We start from the raw sequence: 17,404 nt of genomic DNA, 5'->3' as shown, positions 1-17,404 counted from the left end.
AAGGTCCGGGCGGCCACCCGGACCTTGGCTCAATCGCTCTAATCCCACGAAATCTCTCTCGTGTAGATACAAGGTGGCTCGGCGAAGCCGAGACGGAGTGGGGGAAGGCGTTCGCAGACGCGCAGTCGCCGCAAGACAGGCACAATCTGACGAGCAAGAGACCTCAGGCGCGCGGCGAGGGTCGACCCCCACTCCGTCGAGCTTCGCTCGACACCTCTCCCCCGATCGACGGGGGAGAGGAAGGGCAAGGGGCGGCGCCGACGTCTCATGATGATGGACCGGCCAATTGACCCCGAACCCCATCTGCCCGAAATGTAGCGCCCCATGGCCACGCGCGAACCACCCAAGCCCACTGAACCCCTCACTTTCGCCGTGCTGGTGTTCCCAGGTTTTCCGATGATGGCGTTCAGCTCGGTCATCGAGCCGCTGCGCGCCGCCAATGTCCTGGCGAAACGGCAATGCTATCGCTGGATCATCGTCGGCGGCACGAAAGGTGCGGTCGAGGCGTCGAACGGCGTCGTCATCCAGCCGGGCTTTTACGCCGAGGATGCCCCGAAGGTCGACCGCATCGTCGTCTGCTCGGGCGGCGATGCCGATCACCTCGTCGCCGAGGACGCGGCACACTGGATCCGCAAGAGCCTGCGCAATGGCGCCCATATCGGTGCGGTGGCGGATGCCGCGTTCTTCCTGGCGCGCGCCGGCCTGCTCGACGGCCATGCCTGCACCTTGCACTGGACCAGCCAGGCCGCCTTCACCGAAGCCTTCCCCAACATCGAGCTCAGGCGCGACCTCTATGTCATCGACCGCAAGCGCTTCACCTCGGCCGGCGGCGTCGGCAGCCTCGACATGATGCTGGAGATCATCACCCGCGACTACGGCGCCGAGCTTGCCGCCGGCGTCGCCGAATGGTTCGTGCACAGCCAGCTGCGCACCCGCATCGACCGCAAGATGATGCCGCTGCGCCTGCGCACCGGGGTCCAGAACGAGCTGGTGCTGTCGGCCATCGCCATCATGGAGGATGCGGTCGAGGAACGGCTCGGCATGGCCGAGCTGACCGCGAAGCTCGGCGTGTCCTCAGACAAGCTCGAGCGCTCCTTCCGCTCCGAACTCGCCATCTCGCCCAATGGCTATTACCGGCGCCTGAGGCTCAAACGCGCCGCCGATCTTTTGGCGCATTCGACGCTCGCCGTGCGCGACGTAGCGCTGGCATGTGGGTTTGCCTCGATGTCGAGTTTTGCCCGGGCGTTTCGCGAGGAGCATGGCCATCCGCCGAAGCTGGCGCGACGGCATTAGGCTTGGCGCTCGCTGACGCGATGAGAGGTTAGCGCATCTCTTGTTAGGCCAGCGGCATCCCGCACAACAGCTGCGGTTTTCCGCACAATCCTCCCGCCCCTCTTGCGCCATGCTCCGACCTCGCAACCCAGCCAAGGCCGAGCCCATGAGCATCGTCGTTTTCGACCCCGACAGCACCGAGGACGTGGACTTCAAGGACCGCATGCGCCACCCCGCGGCGGCCGATCCGGCCGGCGGCATGTGGCTGTCGGACACCGAACCGTCCTTCATCGATGCCGACGCACTGCGCAAGGGCCGGCTGGCCAAGCTGCGCGGCTGGATGCGCGAGGCCGGCTATGGCGGCGTGGTGCTGTTCGATCCGTACAACCAGCGCTACGCCACCGGCTCGCGCAACATGTTCGGCTATTTCCTGCGCAACTCGACCCGCTATTTCTTTATCCCGACCGACGGGCCGATCGTGCTGTTCGAATATCCGCAGAGCTATCATGTCTCCATGGTGCTCGACACGATCGACGAGGCGCGGCCTTCCAAGTTGGTCTGGTCGTCGGTCTCGGGCCGCGACGACGAGACCGCAGGTCCGTTCGCCGACGAGATCGCCGAGCTTTTGAAAAAGCATGGCGGCGGCTCGATGAAGCTCGGCCTCGACCGCTGCAGCCATCTGCAGGCGCTGGCGCTGGAAAAGCGCGGCTGTGAGGTCAGGGATTGCCAGGGCGAGATTTTGGCGGTGCGCGCGGTGAAAACGCCGGAGGAAGTGAAATGCCTGCAGGTGTCGATGGCCGGCGCCGAGGCCGCCGTCTATGCGGTGCGTGAGGCGATCAAGCCCGGCGTTTCCGAAAACGACCTGTTCGCCATCATGTATGGCGAGGTCATCCGCCAGGGCGGCGAGTTCATCGAGACGCGGCTGCTGACATCAGGCCAGCGCACCAACCCCTGGTTCAACGAGGCCAGCGGCCGCAAGATCCGCCCCGGCGAACTCTTGGCGCTCGATACCGACACCATCGGCTGCTACGGCTATTATTCGGATTTCTCGCGCACCTTCCGCTGCGGGCCAGGCAAGCCGACCCCTTACCAGAAGTCGCTCTACCGCATGGCGCATGACCAGGTTCAGCACAACATTTCGATCGTCAAGCCCGGCATGGCCTTCCGCGAGATCGCCGAGCAGGCGTGGAAGATCCCCGACCGTTTCGTCGACCAGCGCTACACCTCGGTCATGCACGGCGTCGGCATGCATGGCGAGACACCGTTCATCGCGCATGCCATGGATTACGAGACCTATGGCCGCGACGGCCATATCGTGCCAGGCATGGTGGTGAGCGTCGAAAGCTATATCGGCGAAAAGGGCGGCCGCGAGGGCGTCAAGCTGGAGGACGAGATCCTGATCACCGAGACGGGCACGGAGCTTCTGTCGCGCTTTCCTTATGAGGACGAGTTTCTGGAGACGCAGGTTTGAGACGGGCAACCAATGAGCGCCTCGTTGCCTGGCGCCCCCCTCTGTCCCGCCGGCATACGGAAGGGTCTTTGACTGCCTCGCCCATGCATCACACAGGCGCCGCATGAAAACGCCCATCTCCATCAAGCGCGGCACCGTGGCCGCGATCTTCATCGACCTGCAGGAAGAGCACCGGCAGGACCCGCGTTATCTGGTTGAAGGCTTCAGCAGCATCCTCGCCAACGTCCTGCGCCTGCAGGCGGCGGCGCGGCAGAACCATGTGCCGCTCTACCACTGGGCCTACATCGTCGATCTCGACAGCCAGGACCGCCCGTTTCATCCGCTCGGCGAGGACGGCAAGTCGGCCTTTTCCGACAAGAGCGATCCGCTGACCGAGATCTGCCATGAGGTGGCGCCGGCCAAGGGCGAGGCGCTGCTGATCAAGGCCGAGGCCAGCGCCTTCCGCTGCGGCCCGGCGGCGCGCGACATCAAGTCTTCAGGCATCGAATGGCTGGTTGTATCGGGCGTCTGGACCGAGGCCTGCATCGACGCGACGGTCAAGGATGCGGTGGCAAAAGGCTTTCGCGTGTTGCTGGTCAAGGATGCATGCGGCAGCGGCAGCGCGGCCATGCACCAGACCGGTATCCTCAACCTCGCCAACCGGCTCTATGGCGGCGCCGTCACCGACACCGATGGTGCCTGCCGGCTGCTGGCCGGCGAAAGCGTCACCGCCTGGCAGGTCGAAGGCTCGGTGCCGCTGCGCTTCAGCTTCGACAACGCGGCCGCGCTCTACGCCGACCTATGACGGCGCGCGGCAAATACGAAACAAGGCTCGACCCGGCGCTATGGGCCTATATCGACGCCGTCAACGCCTGGTATCCGCCCGAAATCATCGGCCTGCCGATCGACAAGCAGCGCGCTGTCTACGACAGGATGAGCCGGGCCTTCCACCAGGGCCGCCCGGCCGGCGTCAAGGCCAGCGACGGGCTGATCGCCGCCGGCGGCCGCGACATCCCGGTCCGGCGCTACCGGCTCGAGGGCAACGCCGCCCAGGCGATGGTGATCTACTACCACGGCGGCGGCTTCATCCTCGGCGGGCTCGAAAGCCATGACGACATCTGCGCCGAGCTCTGCGCCGGCACAGGTTTCGACGTGCTGTCGGTCGATTACCGGCTGGCGCCGGAGCATCTCCATCCCGCCGCCTTCGAAGATGCGGTGGCCGCCTTCGAATGGGCAGCGGCGAGATCAGGCCTGCCGCTGGTGCTGTGCGGTGAAAGCGCCGGCGGCAATCTCGCCGCGGCGGTGGCGCAGGCGACGCGCCGCCACGCCAGCGCTGCCATTGGCCAGGTGCTGATCTACCCCGAGCTCGGCGGCGACGAGCGTGCCGGCTCCTACATCGAACACGCCGACGCGCCGCTGCTGTCGGTGGCCGACATCGCCTTCTACCGCGACGTCCGTTCGGCCAGGCGCCAATCGCTGGACGATCCGACTTTTGCGCCGCTGCGCGACAAGGATTTCACCGGCCTGCCGCCGACGGTGATCGTCACCGCCGAATGCGACCCGCTGTCGTCGGATGGCGAGACCTACCGCGACCGCATTGTGGCCGCCGGCGGCAAGGCGTGGTGGCACGAAGAGCCGAGGCTGGTGCACAGCTTCCTGCGTGCCCGCACCACGGTGCCGGCAGCCGCGGAAGCGTTTGCGCGGATTGTCGGCGCGGTTGGCGCGCTGGGCAGGGGCGAGTGGCCGTATTGAGCAGTTGCCGACGGTAAAGCGCCAATCTCCCCCCTTGAGGGGGAGATGCCCGGCAGGGCAGAGGGGGGCGCTGTCCCGCCAACAGATCGGCCAATTTCGGAGCGTTTTCCCGCACGCAAGCTTGACCGAAGGCTGGCATTTCTTCACGCCCCCCTCTGCTCTGCCGGGCATCTCCCTCACGAGGGGGAAGAGTGGCAGCGTCGCCGTCGCGCAGGACATCAGACCATGACCACCTTTCTCTTCGACGGTCCCGACAGTGCCCCGGTCACCATCCTGCTCGCCCATGGCGCGGGCGCGGCGATGGATTCCCCCTCGATGACCGCCACCGCCAAGGCGCTGGCCGCGGCCGGCTTCCAGGTCGCGCGCTTCGAGTTCCACTATATGGCTGCCCGCCGCTACGGCCACCGCAAGCCGCCGCCGCGGGCCGAGACGGTCAACCCGGAATATATCAAGGCGATAGCCGACCTCAGGGCGAAGGGCGTGACCGGCCCGCTCGTCATCGGCGGCAAGTCGATGGGCGGGCGCGTCGCCTCGATGGTCGCCGACGAGATGTTTGCCAAGGGCGAGATTTCAGGCCTGCTGTGCCTCGGCTATCCCTTCCATCCGCCGGCCAAGCCCGATCAATTGCGGACCAAACACCTCGCCGATCTCAAGACACCGACGCTGATCTTCCAGGGCACCCGCGACGAGTTCGGCACCAGGGACGAGGTTGCGACTTATGACCTTTCCGATCGCGTCGAGGTGATCTGGCTGGAGGACGGCGACCACGATCTCAAGCCTCGCAAGAGTGTTTCGGGGTTTTCGACCGCCGATCATCTGAAGACGCTGGCCGAGACGGTCAAGGCGTGGTCGGGTCGGATCGCTTCCTGAAGCGATGAAGATCGCCTCCTTCAACATCAACAACATCAACAGCCGGCTTGAAAACCTGCTGACATGGCTGGCTGTGGCAAAGCCCGATGTCGTGTGCCTGCAGGAGCTGAAGGCACGCGACATGCAGTTTCCGCGCTCGGCATTGGCGGCGGCCGGCTATGGCGCGGTGTGGAAGGGCGAGCCGACCTGGAACGGCGTTGCCATCCTGGCGCGGAGTGCCGAGCCCGTGTTGACCCGCGATGCCTTGCCCGGCGACGAAGCCGACAGGCAGAGCCGCTACATCGAGGCGGCGGTGAATGGCATTGTCGTCGCTTGCCTCTATGCGCCGAACGGCAATCCCCAGCCCGGCCCGAAATTCGCCTACAAGCTCGCCTGGCACGCGCGGCTGGAGGCGCATGCCGAACAGTTGCTCGACACCGGCCTGCCGGTGGTGCTGGCCGGCGACTACAACATCGTGCCCGAGCCGCGCGATATCTACGCCACCCGCTCCTATGACGACAACGCGCTGGTGCAGCCGGAAAGCCGGGCGTCGTTCCGGCGCCTGCTCGACCAGGGTTGGCTTGATGCCCTGCGCAAGAAGCATCCGAAGGAAACGCTTTATACATTCTGGGACTATCGCCGCAACCGCTGGCCGCGCGATGCGGGCCTCCGGCTCGATCACATCCTGCTGTCGAAGAAACTGGCACGCCGCCTGACCGCCGCCGGCATCGATCGCGACGTGCGCGGCGAGGACGGTGCCAGCGACCATGCGCCGGTGTGGGTGGAATTGAAGTAAGGCGACTGCTTTCATTCGTCGCGCTTGAACGGATCCATGCAACGCGCTTTAAGTCTTTTGTCTTGATGCATGTCGCTGTCCCAAACCCGGGTTCGCTTTTGGCCGACATGCAATAACCTGTCGGCAAAGTATTCCAACGCAGCCGGATCGCCCATGAACGCAATCCTCCACGAGATCTGTGAAAGGAGGCTCCATGCCTGACCTGGGCGCTGTCGAGATACTGTTCGCCGCCCTTGTGGTGCTTGCGGCAGCTGTCGTGTCCTGGCGGCTGTGGCGGAAGCGCAGCCGCCGCAAGGGACGGCGGCAGACCAATCCGGCTGCCGACTATGCCGTCCGCACCGACTGGAGCGGCCGCGGGGGCATGCTCAATTACTCGTCCTTCGTCTATTTCGATGTCGATCGCGACGGCAAATACGGCGCCGGAGACCGGCCGATGGCCGGGATCATGGTGCGGCTGTATGACGAAGCCGGCAAGCTCGCCGCGTCCGCGCGCACCAACAATGCCGGCTTTGCCAATTTCCCCATGTCGGTGAAAAGCAGAAAGGCCGTGATCCGCAAGCCGGGCAACTGGCGCTTTGTGGTTTCGGTGCCGCCCGGCTGGCAGGCGAAAAGCGAAAACGACATTCAGTCCCGACACTTCCTGCCGCTGCCGGGTTCGCCGGCCGGGATGGTATCACAGGAGATGCTGCTGCCGGTCGGTCTGGCGCCGCCGCGCCGCGTCAGCGGGCGCGTTGCCGGCGATGGACCCGCGACCCTCTCCGTGTCGGGGGACGGGCACGTCCTGGAGGCGCGGACACTGGCGCCGGGTGCCGTCTTCAGCTTCGACCTGGCTGAAGAAGCCGACACGGTCAGCATCAGTGGCGAAGGCTTGGAGCGGCGGCTGACGCTGTCGCCCTACTCGGCTGATCTCGGCCTGCTGTCCGCGCAACGCGCCGGCATTGCCACTGATGCCGCTCTCGAAACGATCGGTTTCGACGATGTGACGTCGCGCACCTTCAGGAAAATTCCGGCCGGTCATGCCGGATTGGCGTGGCGCAACCTGAATGCGATGGCGCGCGACTACACCAAGGACAGCCAGGGCTATGTCAATGGCAACGTCTCCGGTGACCATGTGCTCTACACCAGCAGCGGGCTGCCTGCCGAATTCAGCTGCGAACGGCCGTTCGGCTTTCACTCGGTCATGCTGAGCGCCGCCTGGCTGGCGTCGGAAGGGGAGGTGGCGCTGATCGAAAGCTGGCTTGGCGAGCAGCTGATTGCAAGCGATCAGATCACGCTGTCGGCGCTGACGCCGTTGCACTACGCTCCAATGCTCAAAGCTGTAACGCGTGTTCGCCTGTCGACGAAGCACTATTGGCAAATGGTCGTGGACGATTTGGTCCTGACACGCTGAGATTTGGGCATGCCAAAGCGGAGCGAATTTCGCCCCGCTCAATCGGGGTGCGTTTACGGTCAGAGCGGCGCGGCGCCGTTTGAAATAATAATAGAGGCGCCGCTTAACGCTGTGATCGCCGACAGACGGTCCTTTTTCAAGAACGACGGCTTCACATAAATCTTTTTCATATCAGACTCTCCTAAAATTCCAGCCTGATGATGCCATGCTGCGGCCATCTGTCAACCATGCGAGCTGAAAGCAACAAACAATAAACCCAACAATGCGCGACAAGGGCCAGGGTCCCTATTTTTTGTTTCGGGCCATCCCAAAACCAATTGCACCTGGAGTTTGCTCTCCAGCGCCGGCGCGATCCGCCAGAGATGCGCCGGATTAAAGCGTGACGCTGCTCGGGGCGTTTGCCGTGACGGCGGAAAGCTTGCCCTTCTTGACGAAGGTCGGCTTCGCGTAAGTCTTCTTCATCGTGATCTCTCCAGAATCCTCGGCGAGCATGGCAGATGCGCGATATGTGTCAACCAAGCCGGACGCCGACGGCGGCCCTCCTGGCGCTATCGGCTGGCGGCCAGCGCCTGGCCTCCGGCTCGCTCGACGGCACGGCCCGGCTATGGGGCATGGACACCGGCCACCAGATCGCGCTGTTCGACAGCAAGACCGGCCCCATCTATGCGGGCGTCCGCCGCGGTGCTGACTGCGGCAATGATCGCACCACCCGCGACTGGCCGCCCGACGGCGGTGACGGCGTCGTGCTGTTTGCCGGCGCGTCGGAATGAGCAAATCTTGATCACCTTGTCCGCCGTGCTATGTAAAGCCCATGCCAGCATCCAGCCTCCCAGACAACGCGCCGCTCATCGTCATCGATCTCCAGACCGGTATGTTCGACGGCGTGCACGAACCGCCGATCCATGATGCGCCAGGCATAGTCGAGCGCACCAAAGCGGTGATCGACTGGGCGCGGGGCGGCGGGCGCAAGGTCGCATTTGTCAGGCATGATGGACCCGAAGGCGATCCGTTGGCACCGGATCAGCCGGGCTGGCCGGTTTGGCCCGCACTTGGCCAAGCTGCGGACGAGCCGACCTTTGCCAAATTCGTGCGCGATGCTTTCAGCAATCCCGCTTTCGGCGACTGGGTTGCCGGTGCGGGTGCTGTCGTGCTCCTGGGCGCGCAGACCGATTTTTGCGTGGCCGCGACGATCAAGGGCGCGATCGCCAGAGGGCTCGGCGTGACCGTGGTGTCCGATGCGCACAGCACGCTGGACAATGCCAGCGAGAGTGCCGAGCAGGTCATCATCAGGCACAATGGCGAATTCGCCGAGGCCGGCGTCAATCTGGTGACCACAAAGGCGCTTGTCGGCGGCTGAAGCCCGAACGTTGCCGCAGGCCGCATTATCAGGCAGGCCGGCTTGAGGACTTCGCGAGGGAAGACAGCGCCGGGCGCCTGCCGTGGTCGACGCGGACGGGGGGGCGCATTGTTGGGATGGCTCGGGCGCCCGCGTCAACCAGGGCGGCTCGTACCGCCGCATTAGCAACATTGCACATTGCGTGCCGCTCGAAACTTCCGCGAAAGCGGAATAGGCCGGAGCAAAAGGGCGGATTCGGCTGAGACTTGCGGCGCGCTTTCCCGGTCCGGGAGTCAAAAAGTCTGCTGGTTATTGGGAATGTCGTTCAAGGCGTTTGCCGGTGCTGCACCGGATCGGCGAGGAACGACACCGCAATCAGGTCGTCGCCATCGATCCGGCCGTGACGATCTTCCATGATGGCCGCGACCTTTTGAAAGGTTTTCATTTCGGCATCCGTCACCCGCGCATCGCGCATCCGGGCCTGGAGATCGGCCAGGCGAACGCCCAAAGCAGGGGATGTCACAGCTTTGCTTATCATCTTCACTCGTCCTGATTGGAAACTGACATGGGCAACCCGCCGCCATGGCTGGCGGCGGGTTTGGGACAATTCCAAGTTCAGTCGTAGACCTTGACGATCTTGCGGGTGCCCGGATCCACCAGGACGGTGCGGTTGTCGACCACCACGTAGCGGTATTTGACGTCGGGGATCTCATGAAGCTCGACCGTGTCCGGCAACGCGCTACCAACATTCAGTTCCACGCCGGGAATCTTGACCGAAGCGAGGGGCTGCTTCTTCACATACTCGCGGATGACCGTGTCCTGTTCAGGCTGGATGACAACGTCCTGAGCGGCAACGGCGCCCACTCCGGCCAACAGCAACAGCGCCGCTGCGGCGCCCGTTAGGTGCATTTTCATACTGTTTCTCCTTGCGAGTCAGCATGACAAGATCGTCCAACGCTGACGGCAACTGAACTTGAGCCAACTGAAAATGTTCCTCAGATTGGGCTTCGGTCGGATGCTGTCTGCGACTTAAGTCTGGCCCGAGAGCGCATTGGTCTTACCGACGGGAACGGCTCTCTGTTCACGGCTGTTTGTCTCCCGGAATTCGGAGAAACAGATGGACAAAAGTGTTGGCCAAGCGCGCTGGTTGCTCGCACCGATTTTCGCGACAGCCGTTACCTTTCTGGTGATGGGAATAGCCCTTGGCTGACATGTCGTCGATCGGCGCAGCAACGTCCCTTCCTGCGCTGAGAGGGTTCGCAAGCCGCTTCGGCGCCTGGCGAACCCTCTATCTTCACCATACGCCGGCCTGCTCGTCGCTATCGTCCAGCAGTTGCTCGTCCAGTTTGCCGCTCGGCTATCGGGCCGTGTGTATCGATCGAGCCGGCGGCGAAGACAAGACACGTTGATCCGTAGGCTGCTCGCTGAAGTAAAGCGAACTGCCGAGAATGAGGAACACGATGCCCACCGCCGTCAATCCAACCATGAGCACGGCAATCGCCGTTCCTGGGCCATAGCCTGTCTTGATGATGGTGGATCGGTGGGCCATCGCGGCGTTCTCCAGACACCCGGCGGTGCCGAGTTCTGCGACAAACGACAAGCGAGGCCCGATGTTCCCTCGTTGGAAGCCTCAATCGGTCACTTTGGGCTTTTGCTTTTTCCTGTAGGACCAAGGTCTTATCTGCCGAGCGCAAAGGTCCAAGGGGCCTTGTTCAGTTCCGATAATGTCCCTTGGATGTTCCGTTACTTTAGGTAAACCTGATATATTGCCTGGGCGGAAAACTTAGCTGGCCAAGCAAAATCGCCCGCGAACCGGGCATAGAAAATGTGGCTTTGGCAAGTTCAACAACAGGCAGTCATGTCTCGGGCGACGAATAGCTCACGTCTCGTCGAATCCGCCCTCTCGGGTCTGATCGTGCGTGATTGCGGCTTCTTCCTCATCATCGGGGAGGGCGTCGTCGCTGTCCTGGTACGCGTTATCGTCGTCCTCGTCCGGCAGATCGCCGTCTTTTTCGACGCCGTAACGCATGTCGCCGTTTTCCGGCGCGGACTCTGGCAGGATCTCGCCGCCCTTGATTGCATCCCAATCCTGCTGCTCGATGGTCGGCCCATCCGCCCTCGGTGCGTCATCTTCGATGTCGGCGCTTGGTTTGTTGCGAGGTGCCATGCTGGCCTCCAATCGTTGAAGAACTGGAGGCGAAACTCGGCGTGCCGGCGTTTGTTCCGGACCCGAAGTGCAAAGACCGGGCGTGCTTCTGGATTGTCGACGGCTGGCGTGTCAGCCCAGCCCCGCCAGCACCGCGGCCGCGGCCCGCACAGTTGCCAAGTTGCCGCGCAAATGGAGAACGCATTGCGGCGACTGACCCTTTACTTGCGAAGTTGCTAAAATAATGAAATGTTGTCCGCGGGAAATGAAATGAGGCAGGGACTGGTTGGAACCGGCGCGGTTTCGACGGTTTTGGAAACCATGTATTTTGGACAGTTTCTGGTAGGAATGTCAGCCACGGCCGTCATCGTCGCGGTCTGGACCTATATGACCACCGGCTCCTTCTGGGAGGCATTTGCCTGGACGATAGCGACGCTGCTTGTCCTGCAGGTCGGCTACTTCGTGCTCGTCGTGAGGCTGATCTTCAGGCGCGCACATGACATCGTGCCGAGCCAGGATCCGGTAGACGCCTTTCCGCCATTGCATCGCGACGGTGTCCAGCTTTGAGACCGGGTGACCGGGACCGATCAGGAATGGCGTTTCCATACCAGGCCGTCCACTCGAGCGCGTGCGCCCGGGCAAACTCGGGGAACGTCGCCACCAGCGCGATCACGACCGACGGCAAGGTGTTTGGTCGCTGAGACGGCGCCTTCTGAGCATATCCCTGCTGGAGATTTCGGCCCAGCGTTATCATGGGAACAGGACGCATGCGCGACCGCTCCGCATTGTGTTCAGGCCGACAGGTTGGGAACAAGTGCTGATGCTTCGCGTTCTCTGGCAGTGTCGATGAGGTTGCCGCCTCCATCGGTATTGTTATGGCTCGCTCTGCTCCCGGCGGGGCGAGCCCTTTTCGTGCCGAAGCCTTTCAAATCGTCCAGATGAAGAGGCGGATGCGCGGCCGATTTGGCGCACTGGTGCTCAGATTGAATTTTTTCCCTCTAAATATCCGTATATATCTGTGCAAGTTTTCAAACTCTTGAACGCTGTCTGCCGAACGTTTGATCAGCAACCAATCAATATCCAGTCTGCAATCGTAATATCTCCAATTCTGAAGTTACGATGGAACCGCATGGCAGCGGTGGAGTTTTTATGGAGGGCGGAATTCAGTTATCACTAGGAGATGGCCATGAGACTTTATCTTACGAGCGCGGCGACCGCCGTCGTCCTGATGGGCGGGATTGGTGCGGCGCTGGCGGAAAACGTCGTCGTCGTCCAGCCGGAGCAGGAGACAGTCGTTCGCGAATACATCAAGAGAGAACCGCTTGCCTCGGTGAACCTTCTGGGCGTCGAGCTCAAGCTCGGCTCGTCGGTGCCGGATACGGTCGAACTGCGTGAGGTGCCCGACGTCAAATACCGCGTCGCGGTGATCAACGACCAGACGGTCCTCGTCGATCCGGAGACCCGCCAGATTGTTGAAGTGCTACACTAGGGATCCCGCAGTACTGGACCTTGGGAAAAACCCGCCCCGAACGTCGCGTCGGGGCGGGTTTCCTTTGCCGCGACCCGCGATGGCCTATTCGGCGGCCAGTCTATCCTGCGTCTTGGTTTCGAAATCGCTGGCGTCGTGGCGTTCATGCAGTTGCATGGCAGGCTCACCGAAGGCGCGGTTGACCATGCGGCCGCGCTTGACTGCCGGGCGGGCGTCGATGGCCTTCGCCCAACGCTGCACATGCTTGTACTCGTGCACCGACAGGAACTCGCCGGAATCATTGTACATGCGGCCGAGTGCCAGCCCGCCATACCAGGGCCACACCGCCATGTCGGCGATGGAATAGTCCTTGCCGCCGAGATATTCAGTCTCGGCCAACCGGCGGTCGAGCACGTCCATCTGACGCTTCACCTCCATCGAGAAGCGATCGATGGCATATTCGAACTTTTCCGGCGCATAGGCATAAAAGTGGCCGAAGCCGCCGCCCAGATACGGGGCCGAGCCCATCTGCCAGAACAGCCAGGACAGCACCTCGGCGCGGGCCGGCTGTTCGGTCGGAAGGAATTCGCCGAACTTTTCGGCGAGATAGACCAGGATCGAGCCGGATTCGAAGATGCGCACCGGTGTGGTGCCACTGTGGTCCATCAGGGCCGGAATCTTGGAGTTTGGATTGACCTCGACGAAGCCGCTGCCGAACTGGTCGCCATCGTTGATCCGGATCAGCCAGGCATCGTATTCGGCACCCTTGTGGCCGCGCGCCAGAAGCTCTTCCAGCATGACGGTGACCTTGACGCCGTTCGGCGTCGCCAGCGAATAGAGCTGCAACGGATGCTTGCCGACAGGCAGTTCCTTGTCATGCGTCGGCCCGGCGATCGGCCGGTTGATGCTGGCAAAGGCTCCGCCGCTCGGCTTGTTCCAGGTCCATACTTTCGGCGGTGTGTAGTCGGTCATTTCGTGGCCTCGTGTCGGGGAAGGATGGCAGGTCGCCATTAACTAGGGCTGCGGATGTGTAAGTTCAACTTGCGTTGAACTATTATCGATGCCCGCAGTGCCAACATCGGCAATTGGGCTCTTCCTTACCCTTGCGCCTTCTCCTGCGTGGCATACCTATAGACGATGTCGCCAAAGCCCACCCAGGACAAAAGCATGACCATCAATCCCAATCCGCGCTCGGTCGTTGCCGTGCGGGCCACTGTTCCCGAAGATGCCTTTACGGCCGGGGCGCTCGGCACGCTCAGGGAAGGCAGCGGCGTCGTCATTCGCAATGACGGGCTGGTGCTGACCATCGGCTATCTCATCACCGAAGCGGAAGAGGTCTGGCTGACCAGCCATGACGGCCGCGTCATCCCCGCGCACGCGCTGGCCTATGACCAGGAATCGGGCTTCGGCCTGGTGCAGGCGCTGGCGCCGCTCGGCCTGCCGGCGGTGGCGCTGGGCGATGCCGGCAAGGCCAGGATCGGCGACGCCGTGGTGCTGGCCGACGGCATCGGCCAGTCGGTGCAGGCTAGGATTGTCACCAAGCAGGAATTCGCCGGCTATTGGGAGTATCTGCTCGACGAGGCGATCTTCATTGCGCCGGCGCACCCGTCCTGGGGCGGTGCCGGGCTGTTCGGCGCCGATGGCTCGCTGCTCGGCATCGGTTCGCTGCGCCTGCAGATGAGCCGCAATGGCGAGGTCGCCGACATCAACATGGTGGTGCCGATCGATCTGTTGCCGCCCATACTCGACGATCTCCTGACGCGCGGCCAGGTCGCCAAGCCGCCGCGGCCATGGCTCGGCGCCCTGTCGGCCGAAAGCGATGGCAGAGTGGTGGTGATGAGCGTGACCGAAGGCGGTCCGGCGGCCAAGGCTGGCCTGCGCCAGGGCGACATCATCTCGGACATCCGCGACGGCGCGGTCGATGGACTCGCCGATTTCTATCGCAAGCTGTGGGAGAGCGGCTCGGCCGGTGCCGAGATTCCGATGCGGGTGCTGCGCGACGGCCGCGAAACCTGGCTGCGCGTCAAGTCCGCCGACCGCGGCAGTTTTCTGAAGAAGCCGCAGCTGCAATAGCGCGTCAGCCACGCGATGCATCCAAGACTGCTCAAAACCTTCCTTGCGGTGGCGCGGAGCCGCAACATCACACGCGCCGCAGAAGTGGTCCACCTCGCGCAATCGAGCGTCAGCGACCAGATCCTGGCGCTCGAGGCCGAGCTTGGTGCTGCCCTGTTCACGCGCTCGAAAATGGGCCTCGAGCTGACGCCGGCAGGCCTAGCGCTGCAGCCGATCGCCGAGGATTTGTTGCGGCTCGACGGCGAGGCGCGCGCGGCCGTGCAGGCGGCGGCAGGTTCGACAAGCGGGCACCTGACCATCGGCGCGCTGGAGACGATCGCGTCGGCCAGGCTGGCGCCTTGGCTGCCCGGGTTCCAGGCCGGCCATCCCGACATCACCGTGCGGATGAAGGTGGCGGGCAGCGGCGCGCTGCTGCGCCAATTGGAGGATGGCGACATCGATGTCGCGTTCTGCTTCGACCGCCGTGATTTCGCGAAGGGCGCGTCGGATAAACACTTCGCCAGGCGCACGATAGCAGCCGAACCGCTGGTGCTGGTCGCGGCTCCGGGGCAGGGCAGCGTGCCAGGCGACCTTGCCGCGCTTGGCGAACTGCAGTTCGTGGCAACGGAGCCCGGATGTATCTACCGACACATGTTCGACACGGCCTTTGCCGAGGCGGGCGCTGCCGCACCCAGACTTGCCAACGAGGTCGGCAGCATCGGCGCCATTGCGCGGCTGGTGGCGGCCGGCGCGGGGCTCGCCCTCGTTCCACGTCTGGCCGTCACGGATGCGCTGGCACGCGGCGACATTGTCGAAATGCGATGGCCCGGCCAGATGCGGACGGCGCCGCTGGTGATGATCTGGCGCCGCCGGCGCGTCCAGCTGCCGGCGCTTAAGCAATTGCTCACTGCCGCGCGGGACACGCTGGTGCCGGCCCTGCAGCCCGCCAAGGCTGGTTCAGGACTTGAATCGTCGAACCGCTCCAAGGCCTTGTTTGCAAACAACTCCTGACGGAAGCAGCGGCGGTTCAGATCAGGCGGTGGCCGCCCTCGACATGCAGCGTCGTTCCCGTGGTAAAGCCATTGCCGATCAGGAAGGCAATGGCGTCGGCGATATCATCAGGTTGGCCAATCCGCCCGACCGGCAGCTGCTTGGCCATCGCGGCCAACGTCTCCTCCTTCCTGTCGCCGGCCACTTGCGCCCAGATCGTGGTGTCGACCCAGCCGGGTGACACGGCATTGACGCGGATCGGCGCCAACTCGACCGCCAGCGCCCGCACGAGGCCTTCGAGCGCTGCGTTGACAGCAGCAACGACGGAGCCGCGCGCGGCTGGGCGATAGGCGGCGATACCGGAGACGAAGGTCATGGAGCCGGATGCTGCCAGCCGCGGCGCACCGTGCTTGGCGAGCAGCAGCGGGCCATACAGCTTGCTCTGCACCACCTTTTGCGCCGCCTTCAGGTCAAGCTCCGGCAGCAGCCGGTAGGCGCCTTCGATGTCGGCTGCGGTGCAGACGATGTGGTCGAGTCCGCCAATCGCTGCGAACAGCGCCGAGACCTGGTCTTCGCGCGCGATGTCGACGACGGCCGTCTCCAGCCCGGCGGGATTGCCGAGCGCCTCGCGCGCCTGCCGCAGCCGGTCTTGGCCGCGCCCGGCGATGACAACCGCCGCACCGGCCTCCACGCAGTGCCGGGCCAGCGCCAGACCCATGCCGGAGCCGCCGCCGACGATCAGGATTTTCTGTTTCGAAATGCTCATTTCGCTCTGCCTTTGCTTGGATGGACAAGGGCAGGAATTGGCAGTTCGGCGCGACAGAAGGAAACGGAAGAAACCGATAGTGCCATCGGAAAGGCCGATGGAGCAGGGCGGACGAGCGCCGTCTCTGGCTCAGCGCACCAGCGGACTTTCCCAGACGACAAACAGCAGAGCTTTCAGCTGGGCAAAGCGCTCCGGCCCAAGTTCGGTGCGCCATTCCTCCTCGATGTCGCGCAGGATATCGACCATTTTCCAGAACGCGGCATGACCGCGTTCCGTGGATCGCACCACGCGCGCACCGCCATCGCCGGGAATGTCGGAGCGGACGAGGTAGCCGTACCCTTCGAGACTGCTGAGCAGCTGGTTGATGGCCTGTTTGCTCATGCCGGCACGCTCGGCGATGGTGCCGGGCCGCGCGCCGTCCGGTCCGGGAAACTGCAACACCGCCATATGCGGCAGGCGCAATTCGTCGAAACCGGCGGCGTTGAGCTCCTTGATCAGCCGCCGCTGGATCGCTTGTGCCGGCACGCGCAGCAGGGCGCCGATCAGCAGGTTCTCGGTCTTGGTCTGTAGAACTTCCGTTGAGGTGGGCATTGACGATCCGGTAAATTGAGTTTACTGATAGCGAGTAAATGTAATTTACCGGAGGGCTTTGCGCAATGTCGGTCGTGAATCTTCAGGTCAATCCAGCCAATGAGACCATCGGCGACAAGGGGCTGTCGATTCGCTTCCTGGTGACGGGCGACAGTTCGAACGGCAGCATCGCCGCCTTTGAGTTGAGGGTTGCCAGCGGACTGCGCCTGCTGGCGCCGGCGCACAGCCATGATCACTACGAAGAGACGATCTACGGCATTGAAGGGGTGCTGACCTGGACCGTCGACGGCAAGCCGATCGAGGTCGGACCGGGAGAAGCGCTTTGCATCCCGCGTGGCGCAGTCCATCGCTTCGACAACAATGGCAGCGCGGATGCGAAAGCGCTGTGCGTCGTCACACCGGCGGCGATCGGTCCGGACTATTTCCGCGAGATATTCGCCATGTTCCACGCCGCCGCCGGCGGTCCGCCGGACAAGACTGGGATGATGGATATCATGCGCCGCCACGGGCTGACGCCGGCAGCGCCGCCGCCAAGCTGAAGTCGGT

The 17,404-nt window shown here is 63.6% G+C and carries 24 protein-coding genes; 14 read left to right on the top strand and 10 right to left on the bottom strand.

The features are described from left to right. The first annotated feature begins 324 nt into the window (after positions 1-324). From LB559_RS17030 to LB559_RS17005, 6 genes are all read left to right on the top strand, one after another. Complete coding sequence (locus LB559_RS17030; RefSeq protein WP_224674563.1) at positions 325-1,293, top strand: GlxA family transcriptional regulator; 969 nt, start codon at positions 325-327, stop codon at positions 1,291-1,293. A 145-nt stretch (positions 1,294-1,438) separates the two neighbouring features. Then, a complete protein-coding gene (locus LB559_RS17025) occupies positions 1,439-2,743 on the top strand; it encodes a M24 family metallopeptidase (RefSeq protein WP_127385197.1) in 1,305 nt (434 codons plus the stop codon). Between the two features lie 103 nt (positions 2,744-2,846). Continuing rightward, the gene (locus LB559_RS17020) at positions 2,847-3,527 is read left to right on the top strand and encodes an isochorismatase family protein (RefSeq protein ID WP_224674562.1); all 681 of its coding nucleotides are present in this window, start codon (positions 2,847-2,849) and stop codon (positions 3,525-3,527) included. Next, entirely contained in the window at positions 3,524-4,474 is a 951-nt protein-coding gene (locus LB559_RS17015) for an alpha/beta hydrolase (RefSeq protein WP_224674561.1), read from the top strand. Before LB559_RS17020 ends, LB559_RS17015 begins: the two co-directional genes overlap by 4 nt. A gap of 225 nt (positions 4,475-4,699) precedes the next feature. Next, positions 4,700-5,344 carry an alpha/beta fold hydrolase gene (locus tag LB559_RS17010; RefSeq protein WP_063168629.1) on the top strand — a complete coding sequence of 215 codons (645 nt, stop codon included), beginning with the start codon at positions 4,700-4,702 and terminating at the stop codon, positions 5,342-5,344. Positions 5,345-5,348: 4 nt separating this feature from the next. Continuing rightward, entirely contained in the window at positions 5,349-6,119 is a 771-nt protein-coding gene (locus LB559_RS17005; RefSeq protein WP_013530618.1) for an exodeoxyribonuclease III, read from the top strand. Positions 6,120-6,130: 11 nt separating this feature from the next. On the opposite strand, the gene LB559_RS17000 is transcribed toward LB559_RS17005, so the two are convergent. Continuing rightward, entirely contained in the window at positions 6,131-6,274 is a 144-nt protein-coding gene (locus LB559_RS17000) for a hypothetical protein (RefSeq protein WP_224674560.1), read from the bottom strand. Positions 6,275-6,312: 38 nt separating this feature from the next. On the opposite strand from LB559_RS17000, the gene LB559_RS16995 reads away from it, so the two are divergent. Further along, positions 6,313-7,509: a hypothetical protein gene (locus tag LB559_RS16995; protein WP_063168628.1), complete on the top strand. Its 1,197-nt coding sequence runs from the start codon at positions 6,313-6,315 to the stop codon at positions 7,507-7,509. Positions 7,510-7,568: 59 nt separating this feature from the next. On the opposite strand, the gene LB559_RS16990 is transcribed toward LB559_RS16995, so the two are convergent. Together LB559_RS16990 and LB559_RS16985 are read right to left on the bottom strand one after the other, a co-directional pair. Then, on the bottom strand, positions 7,569-7,679 hold the full coding sequence (locus LB559_RS16990) for a putative RiPP precursor (protein WP_127365687.1): 111 nt from the start codon (positions 7,677-7,679) through the stop codon (positions 7,569-7,571). Positions 7,680-7,881: 202 nt separating this feature from the next. Then, the gene (locus LB559_RS16985; protein WP_081714185.1) at positions 7,882-7,971 is read right to left on the bottom strand and encodes a hypothetical protein; all 90 of its coding nucleotides are present in this window, start codon (positions 7,969-7,971) and stop codon (positions 7,882-7,884) included. A gap of 35 nt (positions 7,972-8,006) precedes the next feature. On the opposite strand from LB559_RS16985, the gene LB559_RS16980 reads away from it, so the two are divergent. Together LB559_RS16980 and LB559_RS16975 are read left to right on the top strand one after the other, a co-directional pair. Beyond that, complete coding sequence (locus tag LB559_RS16980) at positions 8,007-8,279, top strand: hypothetical protein (RefSeq protein WP_224674559.1); 273 nt, start codon at positions 8,007-8,009, stop codon at positions 8,277-8,279. 41 nt (positions 8,280-8,320) lie between these two features. Beyond that, a complete protein-coding gene (locus LB559_RS16975; RefSeq protein WP_224674558.1) occupies positions 8,321-8,866 on the top strand; it encodes an isochorismatase family protein in 546 nt (181 codons plus the stop codon). A 304-nt stretch (positions 8,867-9,170) separates the two neighbouring features. On the opposite strand, the gene LB559_RS16970 is transcribed toward LB559_RS16975, so the two are convergent. The 4 genes from LB559_RS16970 to LB559_RS16955 form a co-directional block, all read right to left on the bottom strand. Continuing rightward, positions 9,171-9,383, bottom strand: coding sequence for a hypothetical protein (locus LB559_RS16970; protein ID WP_013530624.1), 213 nt, complete (start codon positions 9,381-9,383; stop codon positions 9,171-9,173). Between the two features lie 77 nt (positions 9,384-9,460). Further along, the gene (locus LB559_RS16965; RefSeq protein ID WP_013530625.1) at positions 9,461-9,760 is read right to left on the bottom strand and encodes a DUF1236 domain-containing protein; all 300 of its coding nucleotides are present in this window, start codon (positions 9,758-9,760) and stop codon (positions 9,461-9,463) included. 442 nt (positions 9,761-10,202) lie between these two features. Continuing rightward, positions 10,203-10,445 carry a hypothetical protein gene (locus tag LB559_RS16960; protein ID WP_224674557.1) on the bottom strand — a complete coding sequence of 81 codons (243 nt, stop codon included), beginning with the start codon at positions 10,443-10,445 and terminating at the stop codon, positions 10,203-10,205. A 279-nt stretch (positions 10,446-10,724) separates the two neighbouring features. Next, positions 10,725-11,012 (bottom strand): hypothetical protein, encoded by a 288-nt coding sequence (locus LB559_RS16955; RefSeq protein ID WP_063168625.1) that lies wholly within the window; start codon positions 11,010-11,012, stop codon positions 10,725-10,727. Positions 11,013-11,339: 327 nt separating this feature from the next. On the opposite strand from LB559_RS16955, the gene LB559_RS16950 reads away from it, so the two are divergent. Together LB559_RS16950 and LB559_RS16945 are read left to right on the top strand one after the other, a co-directional pair. Further along, positions 11,340-11,558 (top strand): exopolysaccharide production repressor protein, encoded by a 219-nt coding sequence (locus tag LB559_RS16950; RefSeq protein ID WP_224674556.1) that lies wholly within the window; start codon positions 11,340-11,342, stop codon positions 11,556-11,558. 619 nt (positions 11,559-12,177) lie between these two features. Next, a complete protein-coding gene (locus tag LB559_RS16945) occupies positions 12,178-12,480 on the top strand; it encodes a DUF1236 domain-containing protein (protein WP_013530629.1) in 303 nt (100 codons plus the stop codon). An 84-nt stretch (positions 12,481-12,564) separates the two neighbouring features. Here LB559_RS16945 and yghU read toward each other — a convergent pair whose 3' ends face one another. Continuing rightward, positions 12,565-13,431 (bottom strand): glutathione-dependent disulfide-bond oxidoreductase, encoded by an 867-nt coding sequence (gene yghU, locus LB559_RS16940; protein ID WP_013530630.1) that lies wholly within the window; start codon positions 13,429-13,431, stop codon positions 12,565-12,567. Between the two features lie 195 nt (positions 13,432-13,626). On the opposite strand from yghU, the gene LB559_RS16935 reads away from it, so the two are divergent. Next, a complete protein-coding gene (locus LB559_RS16935) occupies positions 13,627-14,532 on the top strand; it encodes a S1C family serine protease (protein ID WP_013530631.1) in 906 nt (301 codons plus the stop codon). Positions 14,533-14,547: 15 nt separating this feature from the next. Next, entirely contained in the window at positions 14,548-15,522 is a 975-nt protein-coding gene (locus tag LB559_RS16930; RefSeq protein ID WP_224674555.1) for a LysR family transcriptional regulator, read from the top strand. 16 nt (positions 15,523-15,538) lie between these two features. On the opposite strand, the gene LB559_RS16925 is transcribed toward LB559_RS16930, so the two are convergent. Both LB559_RS16925 and LB559_RS16920 read right to left on the bottom strand, forming a co-directional pair. Continuing rightward, positions 15,539-16,267: an SDR family oxidoreductase gene (locus LB559_RS16925; RefSeq protein ID WP_224674554.1), complete on the bottom strand. Its 729-nt coding sequence runs from the start codon at positions 16,265-16,267 to the stop codon at positions 15,539-15,541. Between the two features lie 129 nt (positions 16,268-16,396). Further along, a complete protein-coding gene (locus tag LB559_RS16920; RefSeq protein ID WP_024501721.1) occupies positions 16,397-16,858 on the bottom strand; it encodes a MarR family winged helix-turn-helix transcriptional regulator in 462 nt (153 codons plus the stop codon). 65 nt (positions 16,859-16,923) lie between these two features. Here LB559_RS16920 and LB559_RS16915 point away from each other — a divergent pair, with 65 nt between their 5' ends. After that, on the top strand, positions 16,924-17,397 hold the full coding sequence (locus LB559_RS16915; RefSeq protein WP_224674553.1) for a cupin domain-containing protein: 474 nt from the start codon (positions 16,924-16,926) through the stop codon (positions 17,395-17,397). The last annotated feature ends 7 nt before the right edge of the window (positions 17,398-17,404 follow it).

The organism is Mesorhizobium sp. BR1-1-3, assembly GCF_020165455.1.
Lineage (GTDB): Bacteria > Pseudomonadota > Alphaproteobacteria > Rhizobiales > Rhizobiaceae > Mesorhizobium > Mesorhizobium ciceri.
Note: the sequence above shows the minus strand (reverse complement) of the source record. Positions and strands in the feature narration are given on the sequence as shown.

What these genes read in the sequence shown, in the direction of transcription:
- LB559_RS17030 (WP_224674563.1), top strand. Translation starts at nt 325, where the DNA reads ATGGCCACGCGCGAACCACCCAAGCCCACTGAACCCCTCACTTTCGCC.
- LB559_RS17025 (WP_127385197.1), top strand. Translation starts at nt 1,439, where the DNA reads ATGAGCATCGTCGTTTTCGACCCCGACAGCACCGAGGACGTGGACTTC.
- LB559_RS17020 (WP_224674562.1), top strand. Translation starts at nt 2,847, where the DNA reads ATGAAAACGCCCATCTCCATCAAGCGCGGCACCGTGGCCGCGATCTTC.
- LB559_RS17015 (WP_224674561.1), top strand. Translation starts at nt 3,524, where the DNA reads ATGACGGCGCGCGGCAAATACGAAACAAGGCTCGACCCGGCGCTATGG.
- LB559_RS17010 (WP_063168629.1), top strand. Translation starts at nt 4,700, where the DNA reads ATGACCACCTTTCTCTTCGACGGTCCCGACAGTGCCCCGGTCACCATC.
- LB559_RS17005 (WP_013530618.1), top strand. Translation starts at nt 5,349, where the DNA reads ATGAAGATCGCCTCCTTCAACATCAACAACATCAACAGCCGGCTTGAA.
- LB559_RS17000 (WP_224674560.1), bottom strand. Translation starts at nt 6,274, where the DNA reads ATGGGCGATCCGGCTGCGTTGGAATACTTTGCCGACAGGTTATTGCAT.
- LB559_RS16995 (WP_063168628.1), top strand. Translation starts at nt 6,313, where the DNA reads ATGCCTGACCTGGGCGCTGTCGAGATACTGTTCGCCGCCCTTGTGGTG.
- LB559_RS16990 (WP_127365687.1), bottom strand. Translation starts at nt 7,679, where the DNA reads ATGAAAAAGATTTATGTGAAGCCGTCGTTCTTGAAAAAGGACCGTCTG.
- LB559_RS16985 (WP_081714185.1), bottom strand. Translation starts at nt 7,971, where the DNA reads ATGAAGAAGACTTACGCGAAGCCGACCTTCGTCAAGAAGGGCAAGCTT.
- LB559_RS16980 (WP_224674559.1), top strand. Translation starts at nt 8,007, where the DNA reads ATGCGCGATATGTGTCAACCAAGCCGGACGCCGACGGCGGCCCTCCTG.
- LB559_RS16975 (WP_224674558.1), top strand. Translation starts at nt 8,321, where the DNA reads ATGCCAGCATCCAGCCTCCCAGACAACGCGCCGCTCATCGTCATCGAT.
- LB559_RS16970 (WP_013530624.1), bottom strand. Translation starts at nt 9,383, where the DNA reads ATGATAAGCAAAGCTGTGACATCCCCTGCTTTGGGCGTTCGCCTGGCC.
- LB559_RS16965 (WP_013530625.1), bottom strand. Translation starts at nt 9,760, where the DNA reads ATGAAAATGCACCTAACGGGCGCCGCAGCGGCGCTGTTGCTGTTGGCC.
- LB559_RS16955 (WP_063168625.1), bottom strand. Translation starts at nt 11,012, where the DNA reads ATGGCACCTCGCAACAAACCAAGCGCCGACATCGAAGATGACGCACCG.
- LB559_RS16950 (WP_224674556.1), top strand. Translation starts at nt 11,340, where the DNA reads ATGTCAGCCACGGCCGTCATCGTCGCGGTCTGGACCTATATGACCACC.
- LB559_RS16945 (WP_013530629.1), top strand. Translation starts at nt 12,178, where the DNA reads ATGAGACTTTATCTTACGAGCGCGGCGACCGCCGTCGTCCTGATGGGC.
- yghU (WP_013530630.1), bottom strand. Translation starts at nt 13,431, where the DNA reads ATGACCGACTACACACCGCCGAAAGTATGGACCTGGAACAAGCCGAGC.
- LB559_RS16935 (WP_013530631.1), top strand. Translation starts at nt 13,627, where the DNA reads ATGACCATCAATCCCAATCCGCGCTCGGTCGTTGCCGTGCGGGCCACT.
- LB559_RS16930 (WP_224674555.1), top strand. Translation starts at nt 14,548, where the DNA reads ATGCATCCAAGACTGCTCAAAACCTTCCTTGCGGTGGCGCGGAGCCGC.
- LB559_RS16925 (WP_224674554.1), bottom strand. Translation starts at nt 16,267, where the DNA reads ATGAGCATTTCGAAACAGAAAATCCTGATCGTCGGCGGCGGCTCCGGC.
- LB559_RS16920 (WP_024501721.1), bottom strand. Translation starts at nt 16,858, where the DNA reads ATGCCCACCTCAACGGAAGTTCTACAGACCAAGACCGAGAACCTGCTG.
- LB559_RS16915 (WP_224674553.1), top strand. Translation starts at nt 16,924, where the DNA reads ATGTCGGTCGTGAATCTTCAGGTCAATCCAGCCAATGAGACCATCGGC.